Origin of the sequence: Adhaeribacter arboris (assembly GCF_003023845.1) — a bacterium.
Lineage (GTDB): Bacteria > Bacteroidota > Bacteroidia > Cytophagales > Hymenobacteraceae > Adhaeribacter > Adhaeribacter arboris.
The window spans coordinates 1,493,051-1,508,559 of sequence record NZ_PYFT01000001.1 but is presented as its reverse complement, the minus strand read 5'-3'; the positions used below and the strand labels follow the sequence as shown (position 1 = coordinate 1,508,559).

Sequence of the window (15,509 nt, the reverse complement as noted above, 5' to 3'; positions counted from 1 at the left end):
TACTATAACTGATTTCTTAGATTTTCAATTTGAGACGCAAAGTAAGCTTTTTTTTCCGGTATTTTAACTATCAGATGCTCATAAATTTTGATAGCTTTTTTAAGTTTTCCTTGTTGTATCAAAATATTAGCCAAATTTTCGGAAGCTAAATTTTTGGTGTTTTTCGTACTTTTAAAAGCTAAATCATCATGCGGCTCGGAACGCACCTTCTCGTTTGAAAAAGTTTTTAATTTAGGGTTAGACTTCAAAAATTGATCGATTATCTCGAACTGCCGGCTTACAGTAGTTACCTTTGGCGGATTGGTAGGAGTAAGGTAGTTTTGTTTGCTGTACTCTAATATTAAATCAGGATAAAACTGCAAAGGGGTATGACGGGTTACTTCGTCTTTCACTTGTAATAACTCGCCTAATCGGCTCGATCCCATCCAATAACCTACCTGGTTCGATAAGTATACTTCCCGGATAAATTCTTCGTTTGTGGCCGCTTTTAATTCACCAGGTATAAATTCGTCCCACTCCGGTTTAAACAAATAAGAATCAAAATTCACTAAAGTTAGGTCCAGAGAACTTTCTTCCATTTCTTCCGGAACGTCTAATTCATAGCGGATAATTTCTGCGGGTTCCGGAGTGTTTATGCTTGTTTCGGAGGGCTGTTCAGGTACGATTGGCTCAAACGTTATCGAAGCACCATTTACTGTTTGAGAAAAGTTAGTTTTCCAATGATCCACCTGGAGCAACTCGTCTACTTCCGCTGGAGTAAAAGAATTTGCCGGCTTTAAAAGGGATATATCTTCGGGTTTTGGACCGATTAACAGCGCCTCCTCTTCAACTAGTGAATCATCATTTGAAAAAACCACTAACTCTGGAATTAAAGCATCGCTTTCTTCTCCTGAAATTACTTCTTCAATAATTTCTTCTTCTTTTTCTTCTTCAACCGTCTTTAAAACCGCATCTTCTGTACTGGAAACCAATGATTCTTCCTCTGGAACAATGGCTGAATGAATCGGTACATCGTTGTTTAAGCCAGTATTTTCCGGAGCTAGTTCCGCATTTTCTACATCCATCTCGTTGGATGTTTCCGGAACCTCATGTAGAACATCAGCGGTTGAACTGATTAAAAGATTGGGATGAGTTGCTATTGGCGCTTCTGCTTTAATGTCAGAAGTCTCATGTTCCTTGATTTCTGCGAGTGAAATGCTCGAATCCGAAGTGTAAATTAGCTTTTTAAGTAAGTGCCGATTTGTGGCATAAGCTGCCGCTTTGCGCAACTTTTGATTCGAGAGCATATTACCCTTATCGTACGAGGCTTTTGCAATAAGTAGATGGGCCGTCTGGCAGTACGGAAAATTCTTAACCAACTTTTCCAGTTCTTCCACGTCCTGGTCAGTCAAGGCCGAGACGTGATGCATCATGTGGAGTAAAGCTGATTTATTCATATATGAGTTGCAGGTTACAGGTTGCAGGTTACAAGTTACAAGTTGAATAGTTGGCAGGTTAGAAGTAAGGTTGAAAAGTCGAAAGGTTAATTGCTTGTTATTTTATCAACGATAGCGTAAAACTTGTAACCAGCGACCTGTAACTTGCAACCTATCACCAATTTGCCAATGATTTGTTAAAAACATCCATTACCAATTGTTCTACTATTGGGCGCAGAGCGGCATTATCAATGGATGAAATATTTTGATTTTGCTGAAAATCTTTGAAAGCAGAGAAAGATTGTTCAAAATCCTGCTTTGGATCTTTGTTATTTTTGTAGCGCACCTGCAAGCTAATGGTGAGCCGGTTAACGGAGGCCACATCCGTTTCTCCTTGTTTTTGTAATGCCGCCGGACTAAAATTGAAAGATAAAATTTGCCCTTCGAATTGTAAATCACCGTTTTGCGGTATTAGCTTTAAATTGGTATTCCGCTGAAAATAATCCCGAAATTCTTCACTTACTAATTGGGTAAGATTGGAAGGTCCCTGGCCCGAGTTATTCTCAAAGTTAAGAACACTCATGGTTTTGATGGATGGATCTATATTCGTACCGGTAAAAGAATAAATTCCGCACCCGGTTAATGCAAAAGTAAGCCAAAAAATGAAGCTGGTGATAAGTGCATTATAACTCTTCAATGTCGTATTGTTTTAATTTGCGGTAAAGAGTACGCTCGGAAATGCCTAAGTCGTGGGCAGCGTACTTTCGTTTATTATTGTGCTTTTTGAGCGCTTTTAAAATCATTTCCTTTTCTTTACTTTCTAAAGATAGAGTTTCCTCTTCTGTTTCGTGCGGAATATCCTCTACTTTTTCGTAATCGTCGGCGTGGTCATTTACCGAAAGTAAAATATTTTCGGCTTTTTCAGGAGCGGAATACGCGTGCCGGTCTATATTATCCAGATTTTCAAATAGATGGCTGTGCTCCTGTAGTATAGAGGCTTTGTTTGTTTGCGGACTGATAAATTCGTACACTAATTTTTTTAAATCTGTTACGTCTTTTTTCATGTCGAAAAGCACCTTGTACAAGAGGTCGCGTTCCGAAAAGTTTTGTTCGGCAGCTCGGTGGCCAGGAAGTAACATGGGTACCGAACTCACTTCTTCCTGGGGTAAGTAATGCCGCAATTTGGTACTATCTATTTCCCGGTCGTATTCCAGTACCGAGATTTGTTCAGCAATATTTTTTAACTGGCGAATGTTACCCGGAAAACGAAAACGTTGTAATTCTATTATAGCATCGGGGGTCAAGGTTATGGGTTTTACGTGGTATTTTTCGGCAAAATCAGCCGCGAACTTCCGGAAGAGTAAATACACATCATCCCCGCGTTCGCGCAAAGGAGGCACGGTAATAGGTACGGTATTGAGCCGGTAATATAAATCTTCCCGGAAAGCTCCGTCCCGCACCGCATTTAATAGATTTACGTTAGTAGCGGTAACTACCCGTACATCGGTTTTTTGTACTTTAGATGATCCTACTTTAATAAATTCGCCGTTTTCGAGTACCCGGAGTAAGCGCGCTTGGGTACCTAAGGGCATTTCACCAATTTCATCCAGAAAAATAGTGCCGCCATTCGTTACTTCAAAATAACCTTTACGGGCTTCCTGGGCTCCGGTAAAAGATCCTTTCTCGTGACCAAATAATTCGGAGTCAATAGTTCCTTCCGGAATAGCGCCGCAGTTAATGGCAATAAATTGCCCGTGCTTACGCGGACTTAGCGAATGAATAATTTTTGAAAAAGATTCTTTTCCGCTGCCACTTTCTCCGGTAATGAGAACGGTCATATCGGTAGGAGCCACCTGAGCCGCCACCTGAATCGCATAATTCAACAGGGGGGAATTACCAATAATGCCGAACCTTTGTTTTATACTTTGTATCTCTGAATGATTCATGTTTTATTAGTCCATAGACCACAGACCATAGTCCATAGAATTATTTAATAATTTTTAAAGGTTTTTAATCGGTTATTTTAAATTATTAGCCGTACCTACTTAACAGCGGTCTGTGGACTATCGACTAATTAATTGCTTCGCCTATTAGAGTGCCAACCGAACAATCCGTTATTTGAACGTTCACGTAATCACCTTTCTGGTAATTCTTTTTAGGAAATACTACCACTTTGTTCTGATCGTTACGCCCGCTCAAATATTCTGTCGATTTTTTAGAAAATCCTTCCACTAAAACCCGGTGAATTTGATTTAAAGCTAATTGATTCCGTTGAAGGGAAAGTTGACGCTGTTTTTCTATCACTTCGGCCAGCCGGCGTTTTTTTACTTCCAACGGTACATCATCTTGCAGTTTACGGGCCGCCAAGGTGCCTGGGCGTTCAGAATAATAGAACATGTACGAGTAATCGTATTGAACGTAATCCATTAAAGAAAGCGTATCCTCATGTTCTGCTTCAGTTTCAGAACAAAAACCGGTTATCATATCCGAGGAAATCCCGCAGTCTTCGCCTAAAATCCGACGAATAGCATCTACCCGGTTCAGGTACCAGTCGCGGTCATAGGTACGGTTCATTAGTTCCAGAATCCGGGAATTACCACTTTGTACCGGCAAATGAATGTAATTGCAGATGTTGTCGTACTTTTTTATGGTGTACAATACCTCATCGGTAATATCTTTCGGGTGCGACGTAGAAAAACGAACGCGTAAATCGGAACTTACCTGCGCCACCCTTGCCAATAAACCAGCAAAATTTATATCTACGGAGCTGTCTTCGGAGGTATACCGGTAAGAGTCTACGTTTTGCCCTAATAAAGTAACTTCTTTAAATCCATTCGCCACCAATTCTTCTACTTCGCGGATAATGGAAAAAGAGTCGCGGCTCCGTTCGCGACCCCGGGTGAAAGGCACTACGCAAAAAGAACACATGTTATTGCATCCGCGCATAATGGACACAAAAGCCGAAACGCCGTTAGAATTTAAACGAATAGGGTTGATATCGGCGTAAGTTTCTTCGCGCGATAAAAGTACGTTGACGGCTTTATGGCCATTATCTACTTCGTTAATGAGATTAGGTAAATCCCGGTAAGCATCCGGACCTACCACTAAATCTACAATCTTTTCCTCTTCCAGGAAGTTTTTCTTTAACCGCTCCGCCATACAACCCAGAACGCCAATTATTAAACCCGGCCGACGTTTCCGTAAACCATTGAGGTGCACCAAGCGGTGACGGACGGTTTGTTCGGCCTTTTCGCGAATGGAACAGGTATTCAGAAAAACTACATCGGCTTTGTTAATATCCGCCGTAGTGTCAAAACCTTCTTTAAATAAGATAGACGTTACTATTTCACTGTCCGAAAAATTCATTTGGCAGCCATAGCTTTCAATATATAATTTCCGGGAATTACCGGTGTTCGTCTCCGCGCTGATTTTCGTTTCGCAAGCGGCTTGTTCCGCTGTCCGGTTATCGATAAAATCCAGATCTACCACTAAGTTGTTCATGCTATTATTTTAGAGAGGGCAAATTTACAAATTTTATTTAGAATGACAGAATGGCAGTTATATAAATTATAATGCGGGTAAATACTTAATTTAAACGAAAATGCCAGGTAATTTATTTACCTGGCATTCTTTCAAGAATAAAAATTAAAAACTAAATACTCATTTTACCAAAAAGTATTCATCAAACAAATGGCTATTATCTACCAAGTTGAAAAGTTTTCATAATAACCTAAAAGTATATTACCTTATTTATTACTTACTTCGGCGGTATTAATTTCAAAACGGATAGGATCAGCCGACAAAGTGTGCAAGGTAATTAAGCCGAAAGCAGTTTCCCCGGGAGCAATATTTTTATCTATTAAGTTATACTTTAAGAGTTCTGTTTTAAGATTTTTATTAGCCGAAGCGGCTACTATCATGTTACCGGCGGCAATAAACGGGCCGCTCGGAATATAGGTGCCTCCGGTAGTGGTAGTTACCCCATTAGTAGTAGTTTGGGTAGCTCCTACCGTAAAGTTTAAAAGCATATAAAGTAAGTAAATAGGTACTCCTTGTTTTAATTCTTTCGCGGCAATTACCGGGTTTACCGGTACAGTTTGGTTGTTGCCTACTAATAATTTTAAATTATCGTTTAACCGCAATGTCTGATCGGTAGTGTTTACAATTTTAACGGCAACCACCCGCAAGCCATGCTTCCGCTCTTTTTTAACGTATTTCCGGTTCCCTTTCATAGCTAACACATCATAGGCATAAGAGTACTGCACCGCAGCTTCTTTGTTGGTGTAGGTGTAAGAAACTTTCTCCGGATTAATACTTTTAAATGAAGAGGCACAACCAGTAACGAAAATAGAACCGCTTAATAATAAAATAGGTAGAATTTTTTTCATATATGAATCAGGTTTTTTGACTCATAACTAATATTATGCCAATAATATATATTTATTTCAGTGTATTTAGAATGGCTTCTGCCTTTAAAATACACTCCTCGTATTCTTTTTCCGGATCAGAATCGTAGGTAATAGCGCTACCCACCGCAAAGGTTAAATGCTTCGCGGAACGATTATATTGAATACTCCGGATAACGACATTAAAATCGAAATCACCGTTGGGTAAAATATAACCCATACTTCCTGAGTACAATCCGCGGGCAAAAACTTCGTACTGGTCAATCAAGCGCATGGCTTGAATTTTCGGTGCCCCGGTCATACTACCCATCGGGAAGGTACAGCGTAAGATTTGGCTTAAACGGGTAGCGGGAGTTACTTGGGAACGGATGGTTGTTATCATTTGAAACACCTGTTTAAACCTGTACACGGCAAACATTTCTTCCACTTTAACGGAACCAGTTATGGAGCAGCGGGCCAAATCGTTGCGCACCAAATCCATAATCATCATATTCTCGGCAATTTCCTTTTCGTTGGAAGCTAATTCCTGCTTTAATTGATTGTCCTCAAAGTCAGTTCTGCCGCGCCGGATGGTTCCTTTAATGGGCTGGGCAATTAAAGTGTTGCCTGATTTCTTTAAAAAACGTTCGGGTGAAGCACAAAGTAGATAACAATCATTCACCTTGTAAAAGCCGGCAAAAGGCATGGGCGAAAGTTGGTTTAAAGCTATAAAAGTTGTAACCGGATGAAATTCATTTACCTCCGCTTGAAATTCCTGGCAGTAGTTAAGTTCGTAAACATCGCCCTCCAGAATGCGTTGTTTTATTTGGTTTACTCGTTGGATATAATCATTCTGCGAAATAATTGGTTTAACTGGAATTGGAGATTCTGCACTATTAGGAAGAATGGTAGTGTGTACTATTGCTTTATATACCAGGTTACAATCGTCTGATTTTGAAATTATTGTAATTATATTGTCTCGGAAGACTATACTTATATCTGGATAAAAGTAATGGATTATGGGAAATTTAATTTTATGGGTGTGGCTGGTTGTTAAAGGCTCAATTTGATTTTTTAATTCGTAACTAAGAATACAACACAGGGTTTGCTGCAAATGATCCACTTCGGTTTGCAAGGATTCTAAGGCATTATTCCGGTCAAAGTTCAGAAAAACGTTGCTCACCGCTAAAAAATTTTGAAAGCCTTGGTGCGGGAATTTAATTTGATTAGGTTCGTAAAACGCTACCTGCTGAAACGAGTCGGCCCAATACAAAGCTTTTTGTTTAAACTCTCCTGTAGTTATAGGCAAGGCCTCCACTGAAAATTCCTGTTGGAACATAAGCTAAATTAAAACTTATAAATCTTACTTTAAGCCAAAAGACTAGATTTTAAAAATGTATGTAAAGCTTTAGATATAATTTAATGGCTAAAGAATGAGGCGGTATCTTTCATAATGGTATCAACAAAAAAGGATGACTATTAGCCATCCTTTTAAGTAATATTCTATAAATTTTTGAAAGACTTAGATAACTGCTTTTTGCTCTACATCGGCAAATATACGGCCGCAGTGCTCACAAACAATAATTTTTTTATGCGAAGCAATATCCGACTGGCGTTGCGGCGGAACGGTATTAAAGCAACCACCGCAAGCATCGCGTTTTACTGTCACGACCGCTAATCCATTGCGTACGTTCTGGCGAATACGGGTGTAGGCATTTAATAAACGATCTTCAATATTTTGAACGGCTTTCTCGCGGTCGGCGAGTAGTTTACGTTCTTCTTCTTCACTCTCCGAAACAATAACGTTTAATTCACCGGTTTTGGAGTTCAAATCTTTGCGGCGCTCTTCTAACCTTTGCTTCGTACCGGCAATTTCGTTGTGTTTTTGATCAATTTGGTAGTAGGCTTCTTTAATTTTCTTTTCAGATATCTGAATTTCCAATCTTTGCAGTTCTACTTCCTTGGTAATGGCATCGTACTCCCGGTTGTTACGAACGTTAGATTGTTGGTCTTCGTATTTCCGGATAAGGCTTTCCGAATCTTTAATGGCTTGTTTTCTAGCGGCAATCGTTTGATTTAGGTTTTCTATTTCTTCATCAAATTTGTTTACCCGAACTTCGTAACCAGCTATTTCATCTTCTAAATCCCTAACTTCTTCCGGTAAATCTCCCCGAACGCGTCTAATTTCATCTAACTGGGAATCAATTTGCTGAAGCTTCATGAGGGCTTCTAATTTACTAGCTACGGTACTTTCCATGTAGTGCTTAACTATATCTGACAGGATTGGTATTTACTTTTGATAACAAGACTGCAAAATTAGTAAAACTTTTCGTAATAATATCATAAAATAACTCCTTTGTAAAAACTTCACTCTCGTAATGACCGATGTCGACCAAGATTATTTTGTTTTCGGCGTCAAAATACTCGTGGTATTTTAAATCGGCGGTAACAAATACATCTGCTTGTTGCCGAATAGCCTCTTTTATCAGGAAACTGCCAGCGCCTCCGCATACGGCAACTTTTTTAATGTTTTTTGACCGAAAACCGGTGTGTTTCACCACCGTAAGATTCATGCTTTGTTTTAAATACTGAATAAAATCTTTTTCGGATAAAGCTGCCGGCAATTCCCCGATCATACCGGCACCTACTTCCTGGTTTACGTTAGTGAGCGGGATGACATCATAAGCAACTTCTTCATAAGGATGCGAATCGCGCAAAGCTTTTAAGAGAGTACCTTCTACTGGAGCCGGGAAAATTACTTCTATCCGGTTTTCTTTTACAAATTCCTGTTTATTAATTTCCCCAATAGCCGGATTAGCATTACCGGTGGGCTGAAAACTGCCGGTTCCGGAAACCTGAAAAGAGCAATTTTTGTAATCCCCGATATTGCCCGCACCCGCTAAATGAAGAGCCTGCAGCACTGCTTCGGTATTCTCGATGGGGACAAAAGTGACGAGCTTGCGCAGCAAACCCGATTTAGGAGTTAAAATCTTCCGGTTTTGTAAACCTAACTTTTCGCAAATTTTATTATTTACCCCGGTTAAAATGCTGTCCAGGTTGGTGTGGCAGGCGTAAATAGCCAGGTTAGTTTGTAAAGCTTTTATTATAATTCTCTCTACTGAATTCTGACCGGTTAATTTTTTTAAGGGTTTAAAAATGACCGGATGGTGAGCAATAATTAGGTTACAGTTGTTCGTTAGGGCTTCTTCCAGTACAGCTTCGGTACAATCCAGAGTAACTACAATTCCGGTAACGGTTTCTTCTGAGTTTCCGGTCTGCAAACCCGCATTATCGTAACTTTCTTGGTAGGAGAGAGGCGCTACTTTTTCGAGCAGAGCTATTATTTCTTTAATTTTGGTCATGGTTGCAAGGGATATTTTATGGTGAGCCTTTTTTTGGCCCGTAAAAATTTTAAGTTTGCTCCAAATTACGAGGGACATGAATGTAAGCCAATTTTTACTGTATCCTTTTTCGTTGCTTTACGGTGCGGTAATGGCGGTGCGGAACCAATTGTACGATCGTCGGTATTTTTCGACTACTCAATTTCGCATACCTGTAATTAGTGTGGGTAATTTAACCGTGGGCGGAACGGGCAAAACTCCGCACGTGGAATACCTACTACGATTACTCGCCGATAAAAAATTGGCTACGCTCAGCCGCGGGTACAAGCGCCAAACCAAAGGATTCTGGTTGGCAAATTCTTCTTCTTCCGCTGCTACCTTGGGCGACGAACCCTTTCAGTATTATCTTGATTTTCCTCAGGTAAGCGTGGCCGTAGCCGAAGATCGGGTGAGTGGTATTGCGCAATTATTACAAAGTCAGCCCGATTTAGAAGTTATTATTTTGGACGATGCTTTTCAGCACCGCAAAGTTTGCCCTTCCTTCAATATTTTATTAACCGATTATTCCCGATTATTTTTTCAGGATTATGTACTTCCGGCCGGTCGGTTGCGTGAGTTTCCGCAAGGCGCCGCCCGGGCAGATGCCGTAGTAGTAACCAAATGCCCAATTTTTTTGCCCAAGGAAGAAGTACATACTATCCAAAAAACAATTAAACACTACGTGAATAAGCCAGTACCTGTATTTTTTACCCATTACGTGTACGGGAAGCCAGTAGCGTGCAGTAGCCACACGCAACAGGCTACCGCCATTTTATTAGTTACCGCTATTGCACAACCTAAACCTTTAAAAGAGTATTTACAGCAACAAGGGTATGAAATTCTGCACCATTACCAGTTTCCCGATCATCACGCGTATACAATCAAGGATTTAGAGAAAATTTTATCAGACTGGCGGCGTTATGCTCAGGATAAGCCGGTGAGTGTTATAACTACCCGAAAAGATGCCGTTAAACTTATTGAACCAAACTTAGCTGCCATCTGGAAGACAATTCCTTTATTTTATATTCCGGTAAAAGTTAATTTTGTAAAAGATCAAATAGGTTTTAACGCTCTTATTTTAAACCATGTGGCCGGTAAGAGGTAAAGAAAGAACCGGAATTTAATTAATTTTGAACGTGAAGTATATCCTAACCGTTTTAACCTCGTTTTTATTTGCTTTCTCAGTACTTTCCCCCGCTCAAGCGCAAATACTAAACGATTCTACCGTTAATCTTTATAGCCCCAAAACCACCAAGGTAATCCGGGAAACTGAAATTTTCCGGGGCAATTACGATTTATCCACGGTAGATACCACCCTCAATAACTTACAGCAACTGCGGAATTGGTATCATGATACTACTTTTTACCAGGATTTAGGCAATTTAGCTACTCCCTCTAAACGTTTGCTTTTTACCTTGCCCGACCAAATTGGCGCCCGGTACGGCCGCTCCATTTTTGACCGGTACAATCTTAATCCAACTAACCAGGTTTATTTCGATACCAAGTCGCCTTATTCGCGGTTAAATTACGTGCAGGGGGGCAACGGTCAGCAAATTTTTGACGGGACATTTAGCCGAAACATCAACGAGAACGCCAATGTTGGCTTTACCTACGAGCGCATTTCGAGCGAAAAATTTTATGGTAGCAGTCAGATTAGGGGGTCGCGGGAGGTAGAAAGAACCGGCATTACCTTATTTACGCACTTGCAAACCAAAGAAAACAAGTATCATTTATTTGCCAGCGTAAGATATACGGAGCAAGCAATGTTAGAATCGGGGGGGATTAGGCGCAGCTCGCAGAATAACGATAACCTAGATAGTTTGTACAGCACCAGTGATGTTCAGGTATATTTAAATACGGCCTCTAACCGGGAATACCGCAAAAATGTTCATCTGAGTCAGGTGTACCGCATTGCCAAAGAACACCTGAAAGTGTATCATACCTTGGATTATTTTTCGCAGTTTAACCGTTTTAAAGATAATGCCTTAGCTTACCTGAATGATACAACCGGCAAAAGAGCCGCTACTTATTTTTACCCTAATACATACTATGACTCAGTAAGAACCAGCGACGCGGCAGATTTCCGCTATTTTGAGAATTCTTTCGGAATTATGAGCGACAGTAAACTGCATTATTTTAAAGGATACATTAAACAACGCAGTGTAAATTACAGAAATACGTTACTGAACGTAGAGCAATTTCTTCCTTTGCGGGCAAATGATTCTGTTAACGAAGAATACAAAAATGATTTAAAACAATACTTTTTAGGCGGTCACGGAGAATTCAAATTCCGGGATATATTTAATATTACCACTTCCGGCGAGTACCAATTATTTAAAGATTATCGGCTAGAGGCCGCCCTTCGTTTAAAGTTCTTAACGGTGGCGCAATCCCGGATGTCGTATTCACCGACTTACACGCAACAACGGATATTATCGAATCATTTTGACTGGAAAAATGATTTCCGGAACACCGTGGCCGATCGGACTAGTGTCCGCGTGGAAGGTAGTTTGTTTCATAATACTTTAAACCTGGAGTTTGCCCGCACCAACATTCAAAATTACGTTTATTTTGATACCAAGGCCCTTCCCGCCCAAACAGGTCAGCAGTTGCAACTATATACCTTAAGTTTGCACCATCATCTGGCCTTAAATATTTTCCATATGGATAATACTTTTAATTATACCGATAATTCCAAAGCCGAGATAATTCGGGTACCGAAATGGATGGTCAATTCTAAAGTTTATTTTGAAGGCCATTTATTTAAGAAAGTGCTTTATGGGCAAGTAGGCGCTGAAATGTTTTTACAAGATAAGTACTACGCCGATGCCTACATGCCGGCTAACCAGCAGTTTTATCTGCAAAATGATTTTAGAATTCCTTCTTACCCGATAGTAGATGCTTTTATAACGGCAGATATAAAATCCCTTAATATTTTTGTGAAAATGGCCCACGTGAACCAAGGTATTCCGCAAGACGGGTATTTTACTACTCCCATCTATTTAGGTCAGCCCCGGAATTTGACCTTTGGTATCCGCTGGATGTTTTTTGATTAGATTAGTTGTAAAGCTGGAAGGTTACAAAGTTGAAAAGTTAAACTAATCGTTACCATTTACAGGTATTAACGAAATTTATTTAGGAATCTCTTACGAACCCACAATAAGGTATTAATGAAAATAGTATTTAACTGAATCGCAGAACATACCTATTTATCATAATAAATTGAAAATTTTTAATCTTTCAACTAAAAATAACCTTTTAACTTTCTAACCTTCCAACTTTAAAACCAACTTATGGAAGAAGCAACCAACCCTGGTAAAACTATTCTGAAATTAAAACTACCTACCGATCCGCGTTGGGTAAACATAGCCGAGAAAAATATTCGGGAAATTTTAATTGATCATGCTTATTGCGAACAAAAAGCAGCTACCTCGGCTATATCCTTAATTGTAAAATATCCGGATAAAAGCAAATTAGTTGACGAGATGACGGCTTTGGTAGCCGAAGAATGGGGCCATTTTGAACGGGTGCTGGACGAGTTAAAAAAACGAGGTTATGAATTGGGGCGTAACCGGCCGGATGAGTACGTAGTCGAATTAAGCAAACACATTCGGAAAGGCGATAAGCGCGAACGCCAATTAATGGACCATTTGTTGGTAAATGCCTTGATTGAAGCTAGGAGTTGCGAACGCTTTAAACTGCTCTGGAAAAATATTCCTGACGAAGGTTTACAAAAATTTTATTACGAATTAATGGCTTCCGAAGCCGGACATTACGTTAGTTTTGTAAAATTAGCCAAAGAATATATGCCCGCCGAAGTAGTAGATGCTCGTCTGCAAGAACTGCTTAAAATTGAAGCCGACATTATCAAAAATCTGGAACACCGCCCGGATCGGATGCATTAGTTAAGTTGTTAGTTGCTGGGTGCTAGTTGTTAGATTTTTGGAAATACATCCCCAGTTAATTAAAAAAATTAACTTTCTCTTTAAGAACAAACCAAGAAAGATAACACATCAGATTACTTACCTGAAAGTGTACTTTATCCCGAGTTGGAAAAGTATACTGGCATTGGAAAAACTTGTGCCGGAAGAAGTTTTTAAAGCTTTTGTCAGGGGAATAGCTACTCCCATTTGCGAAGTAGCTTTTAAAAGTTTTCCGTAACTTACTACAAGTACGGGTTCTGTTATCAGAGTACCTATTTTTCTATACCTGGCTGTATCGGCGTAAGCAGTATAGTTTAATGCACGGAATCTTACAACGGATAAGCGGTTAGCGAAACCTACTTCTAAATTATCAGCCGCTGATTTCCTGACTGAAATCTGCAAGAAAGGTTTTTTAAACTTACTTCTCCATTCCTGGTAACTCGAAAAATCCTGATCAGAATCTGTTTTTTTATGTAATACACCGGTTCCTAAACCGGCAAATATTTCTACCTGCGTAAATACTTTTCCTGGCAGAGAGAAATAATAACCTATAGCGCCTTCGGCATAATGACTTTTCATTTTAAAGTAAACCGGATTAAAAAAGCCGACCGTAGAAATAGTCTGATGGTTATAAACGCCACCTCCCATTAAGGCAAAATGGTTAGACAGCGAATAAGAAGCATTAGCCTGAATACCTAATACGCGGCCATAGCCGGCACTAGCTTTTATTTCGCCAGCTTTCTCGTGAAAAGGCGTAAATACCGGGTTAGCATCGTAACCAGAATTGTGGCTTATAACTGAACAGGAAAAATTAAACCAAAGAAAGATTAAAAGTAAAAGGAAAGATAAATTATTCAGGCGCACGGTAAAAGTGGTTTTAGGTATTCCTGAAGATAATTGTACATCCGCAGAACCCAAACAAGAATTGCCGAATTTTAGACGTCTGTGTCAAGGTAATTTTACTTTCAATGTATTGGTATTCAGAATTGTAATATGAGTTTACTAGTACTTTTGAGTTCAACAAAAAAGCCGGATAAACCGGCTTTTCTACAAACAAATATCCAGTATCAGTTGTTAGTGGGTGGTTTTCAAAGTAATAATTTACTCTAATAACTAACAACCAACAACTAAAGTCAGGTTTTAAGCTTTTTCTTCTTGGCAGCCGGAAAAAGGATATTATTTAAAATTAAGCGGTAGCCGGCAGAATTTGGATGAAGCGCTAAATCGGTGGGTTCTTCGCCGACATGGTGTTGGTAATCTTCCGGGTCGTGGCCGCCGTAAAAAGTCCAGGTGCCTTTACCTAAGGTACCATGCATGTAGCGAACTTCGTTAGCGGCTTTGGTTTCGCCCATTATAATTACATCCGACTTAATTAACTGTTTTTTAAAAGCCGTAGTTTGACCCATAAATCCTTTAACGGTTTTCTCGTGATTCTGGGTGAGCATGGTAGGAATTGGGTCCCATTTGGCGGAGAAGGTAAACAACTGAAAAAAGTCGTTGCTTTCCATTAAACCGCGCTCGTGTTGTTGGTTATCAATGTTCGAAAATTCCGGATCGTACGGGTTGCGGCTAATCGTAAAATCTTTAAAAGCAAAGGTTTTGGTAAAATCTAATTTTTGCTGCGCTCCCGGATCAGCCGCATCTCCATCAAACATAGCTTCTACAATGTCTAATCCGTTTGCTGCCAGGGCAATGTCATACGTATCGGTAGCGGAACACATCGCAAACATAAACCCACCACCCACGCAGAATTCTTTTATCTTGTTCACCACGGCCAGCTTTAACTGCGTTACTTTATTAAATCCGTACTTTTTAGCCGTAGCTTCCGATTCTTGTTGCTGCGCAATGTACCAGGGATAATTGCGGTACGACATGTAAAATTTGCCGTACTGACCCGTAAAATCTTCGTGGTGTAAATGCAGCCAATCGTATTTAGGTAAGACCCCTTGCATTACTTCTTCGTCGTAAATTACATCGTACGGAATTTCGGCGTAAGTAAGTACCAGCGTAACGGCATCGTCCCAGGGTTGTTTGGTTTTAGGCGAGTACACCGCAATTTTAGGCACTTTCTCCAACTTCATTACGTCCATGTTCGATTCCGGAGAAGCAATCTGGGATAAAACCTGATTGTATTGCGCGTCGGAAATTACCTGGTACGTAATCCCGCGTACTACCATTTCGTTCTCTAGTTTAGGATTATGGGCAAAAGCAAAAGAACCGCCTTTGTAATTCAAAAGCCAGTCAACTTCTACTTGTTGTTGTAAAACCCAGTAGGCAAGTCCGTAAGATTTTAAGTGATCTTTTTGAGATTCGTCCATGGGTATAAGCACCTGCGAAGCCAGCCCGCGAAACGAAATAAAAATAAGGAGCACCCAGGTGCTTATTAACTTATGTACCATTTAATTA

General features: G+C 40.0%; 13 protein-coding genes. 3 read left to right on the top strand and 10 right to left on the bottom strand.

All coding sequences use genetic code 11. The features are described 5' to 3' along the window. Window positions 1-2: 2 nt before the first annotated feature. The 8 genes from AHMF7605_RS06295 to AHMF7605_RS06260 all read right to left on the bottom strand — a co-directional run bounded on the left by AHMF7605_RS06295 (window position 3) and on the right by AHMF7605_RS06260 (window position 9,162). A complete protein-coding gene (locus AHMF7605_RS06295; RefSeq protein ID WP_106927520.1) occupies window positions 3-1,436 on the bottom strand; it encodes a hypothetical protein in 1,434 nt (477 codons plus the stop codon). A 154-nt stretch (window positions 1,437-1,590) separates the two neighbouring features. After that, window positions 1,591-1,998, bottom strand: coding sequence for an LPS assembly lipoprotein LptE (gene lptE, locus AHMF7605_RS06290; protein WP_233218962.1), 408 nt, complete (start codon window positions 1,996-1,998; stop codon window positions 1,591-1,593). A 100-nt stretch (window positions 1,999-2,098) separates the two neighbouring features. Continuing rightward, window positions 2,099-3,361: a sigma-54 interaction domain-containing protein gene (locus tag AHMF7605_RS06285; RefSeq protein WP_106927518.1), complete on the bottom strand. Its 1,263-nt coding sequence runs from the start codon at window positions 3,359-3,361 to the stop codon at window positions 2,099-2,101. Window positions 3,362-3,485: 124 nt separating this feature from the next. Further along, on the bottom strand, window positions 3,486-4,916 hold the full coding sequence (gene miaB, locus AHMF7605_RS06280) for a tRNA (N6-isopentenyl adenosine(37)-C2)-methylthiotransferase MiaB (protein WP_106927516.1): 1,431 nt from the start codon (window positions 4,914-4,916) through the stop codon (window positions 3,486-3,488). A gap of 245 nt (window positions 4,917-5,161) precedes the next feature. Then, on the bottom strand, window positions 5,162-5,803 hold the full coding sequence (locus AHMF7605_RS06275; RefSeq protein WP_106927514.1) for a hypothetical protein: 642 nt from the start codon (window positions 5,801-5,803) through the stop codon (window positions 5,162-5,164). 52 nt (window positions 5,804-5,855) lie between these two features. Beyond that, window positions 5,856-7,139 carry an anthranilate synthase component I family protein gene (locus AHMF7605_RS06270; protein WP_106927512.1) on the bottom strand — a complete coding sequence of 428 codons (1,284 nt, stop codon included), beginning with the start codon at window positions 7,137-7,139 and terminating at the stop codon, window positions 5,856-5,858. Between the two features lie 183 nt (window positions 7,140-7,322). Continuing rightward, entirely contained in the window at window positions 7,323-8,057 is a 735-nt protein-coding gene (locus AHMF7605_RS06265) for a zinc ribbon domain-containing protein (protein WP_106927510.1), read from the bottom strand. 7 nt (window positions 8,058-8,064) lie between these two features. Then, entirely contained in the window at window positions 8,065-9,162 is a 1,098-nt protein-coding gene (locus AHMF7605_RS06260) for a Nif3-like dinuclear metal center hexameric protein (RefSeq protein WP_106933365.1), read from the bottom strand. A 76-nt stretch (window positions 9,163-9,238) separates the two neighbouring features. Between AHMF7605_RS06260 and lpxK the strand changes: the two genes are divergently transcribed. From lpxK to miaE, 3 genes are all read left to right on the top strand, one after another. Further along, complete coding sequence (lpxK, locus tag AHMF7605_RS06255) at window positions 9,239-10,285, top strand: tetraacyldisaccharide 4'-kinase (protein WP_106927508.1); 1,047 nt, start codon at window positions 9,239-9,241, stop codon at window positions 10,283-10,285. A gap of 31 nt (window positions 10,286-10,316) precedes the next feature. Next, window positions 10,317-12,236, top strand: coding sequence for a putative porin (locus AHMF7605_RS06250; protein WP_158267459.1), 1,920 nt, complete (start codon window positions 10,317-10,319; stop codon window positions 12,234-12,236). Between the two features lie 237 nt (window positions 12,237-12,473). Further along, the gene (gene miaE, locus AHMF7605_RS06245) at window positions 12,474-13,085 is read left to right on the top strand and encodes a tRNA-(ms[2]io[6]A)-hydroxylase (protein ID WP_199200203.1); all 612 of its coding nucleotides are present in this window, start codon (window positions 12,474-12,476) and stop codon (window positions 13,083-13,085) included. Between the two features lie 117 nt (window positions 13,086-13,202). On the opposite strand, the gene AHMF7605_RS06240 is transcribed toward miaE, so the two are convergent. Beyond that, window positions 13,203-13,967, bottom strand: a complete 765-nt coding sequence (locus AHMF7605_RS06240; protein ID WP_158267458.1) for a hypothetical protein — start codon at window positions 13,965-13,967, stop codon at window positions 13,203-13,205. A 269-nt stretch (window positions 13,968-14,236) separates the two neighbouring features. Continuing rightward, window positions 14,237-15,502, bottom strand: coding sequence for an asparagine synthetase B (locus AHMF7605_RS06235; RefSeq protein ID WP_106927502.1), 1,266 nt, complete (start codon window positions 15,500-15,502; stop codon window positions 14,237-14,239). Between the last annotated feature and the right edge of the window lie 7 nt (window positions 15,503-15,509).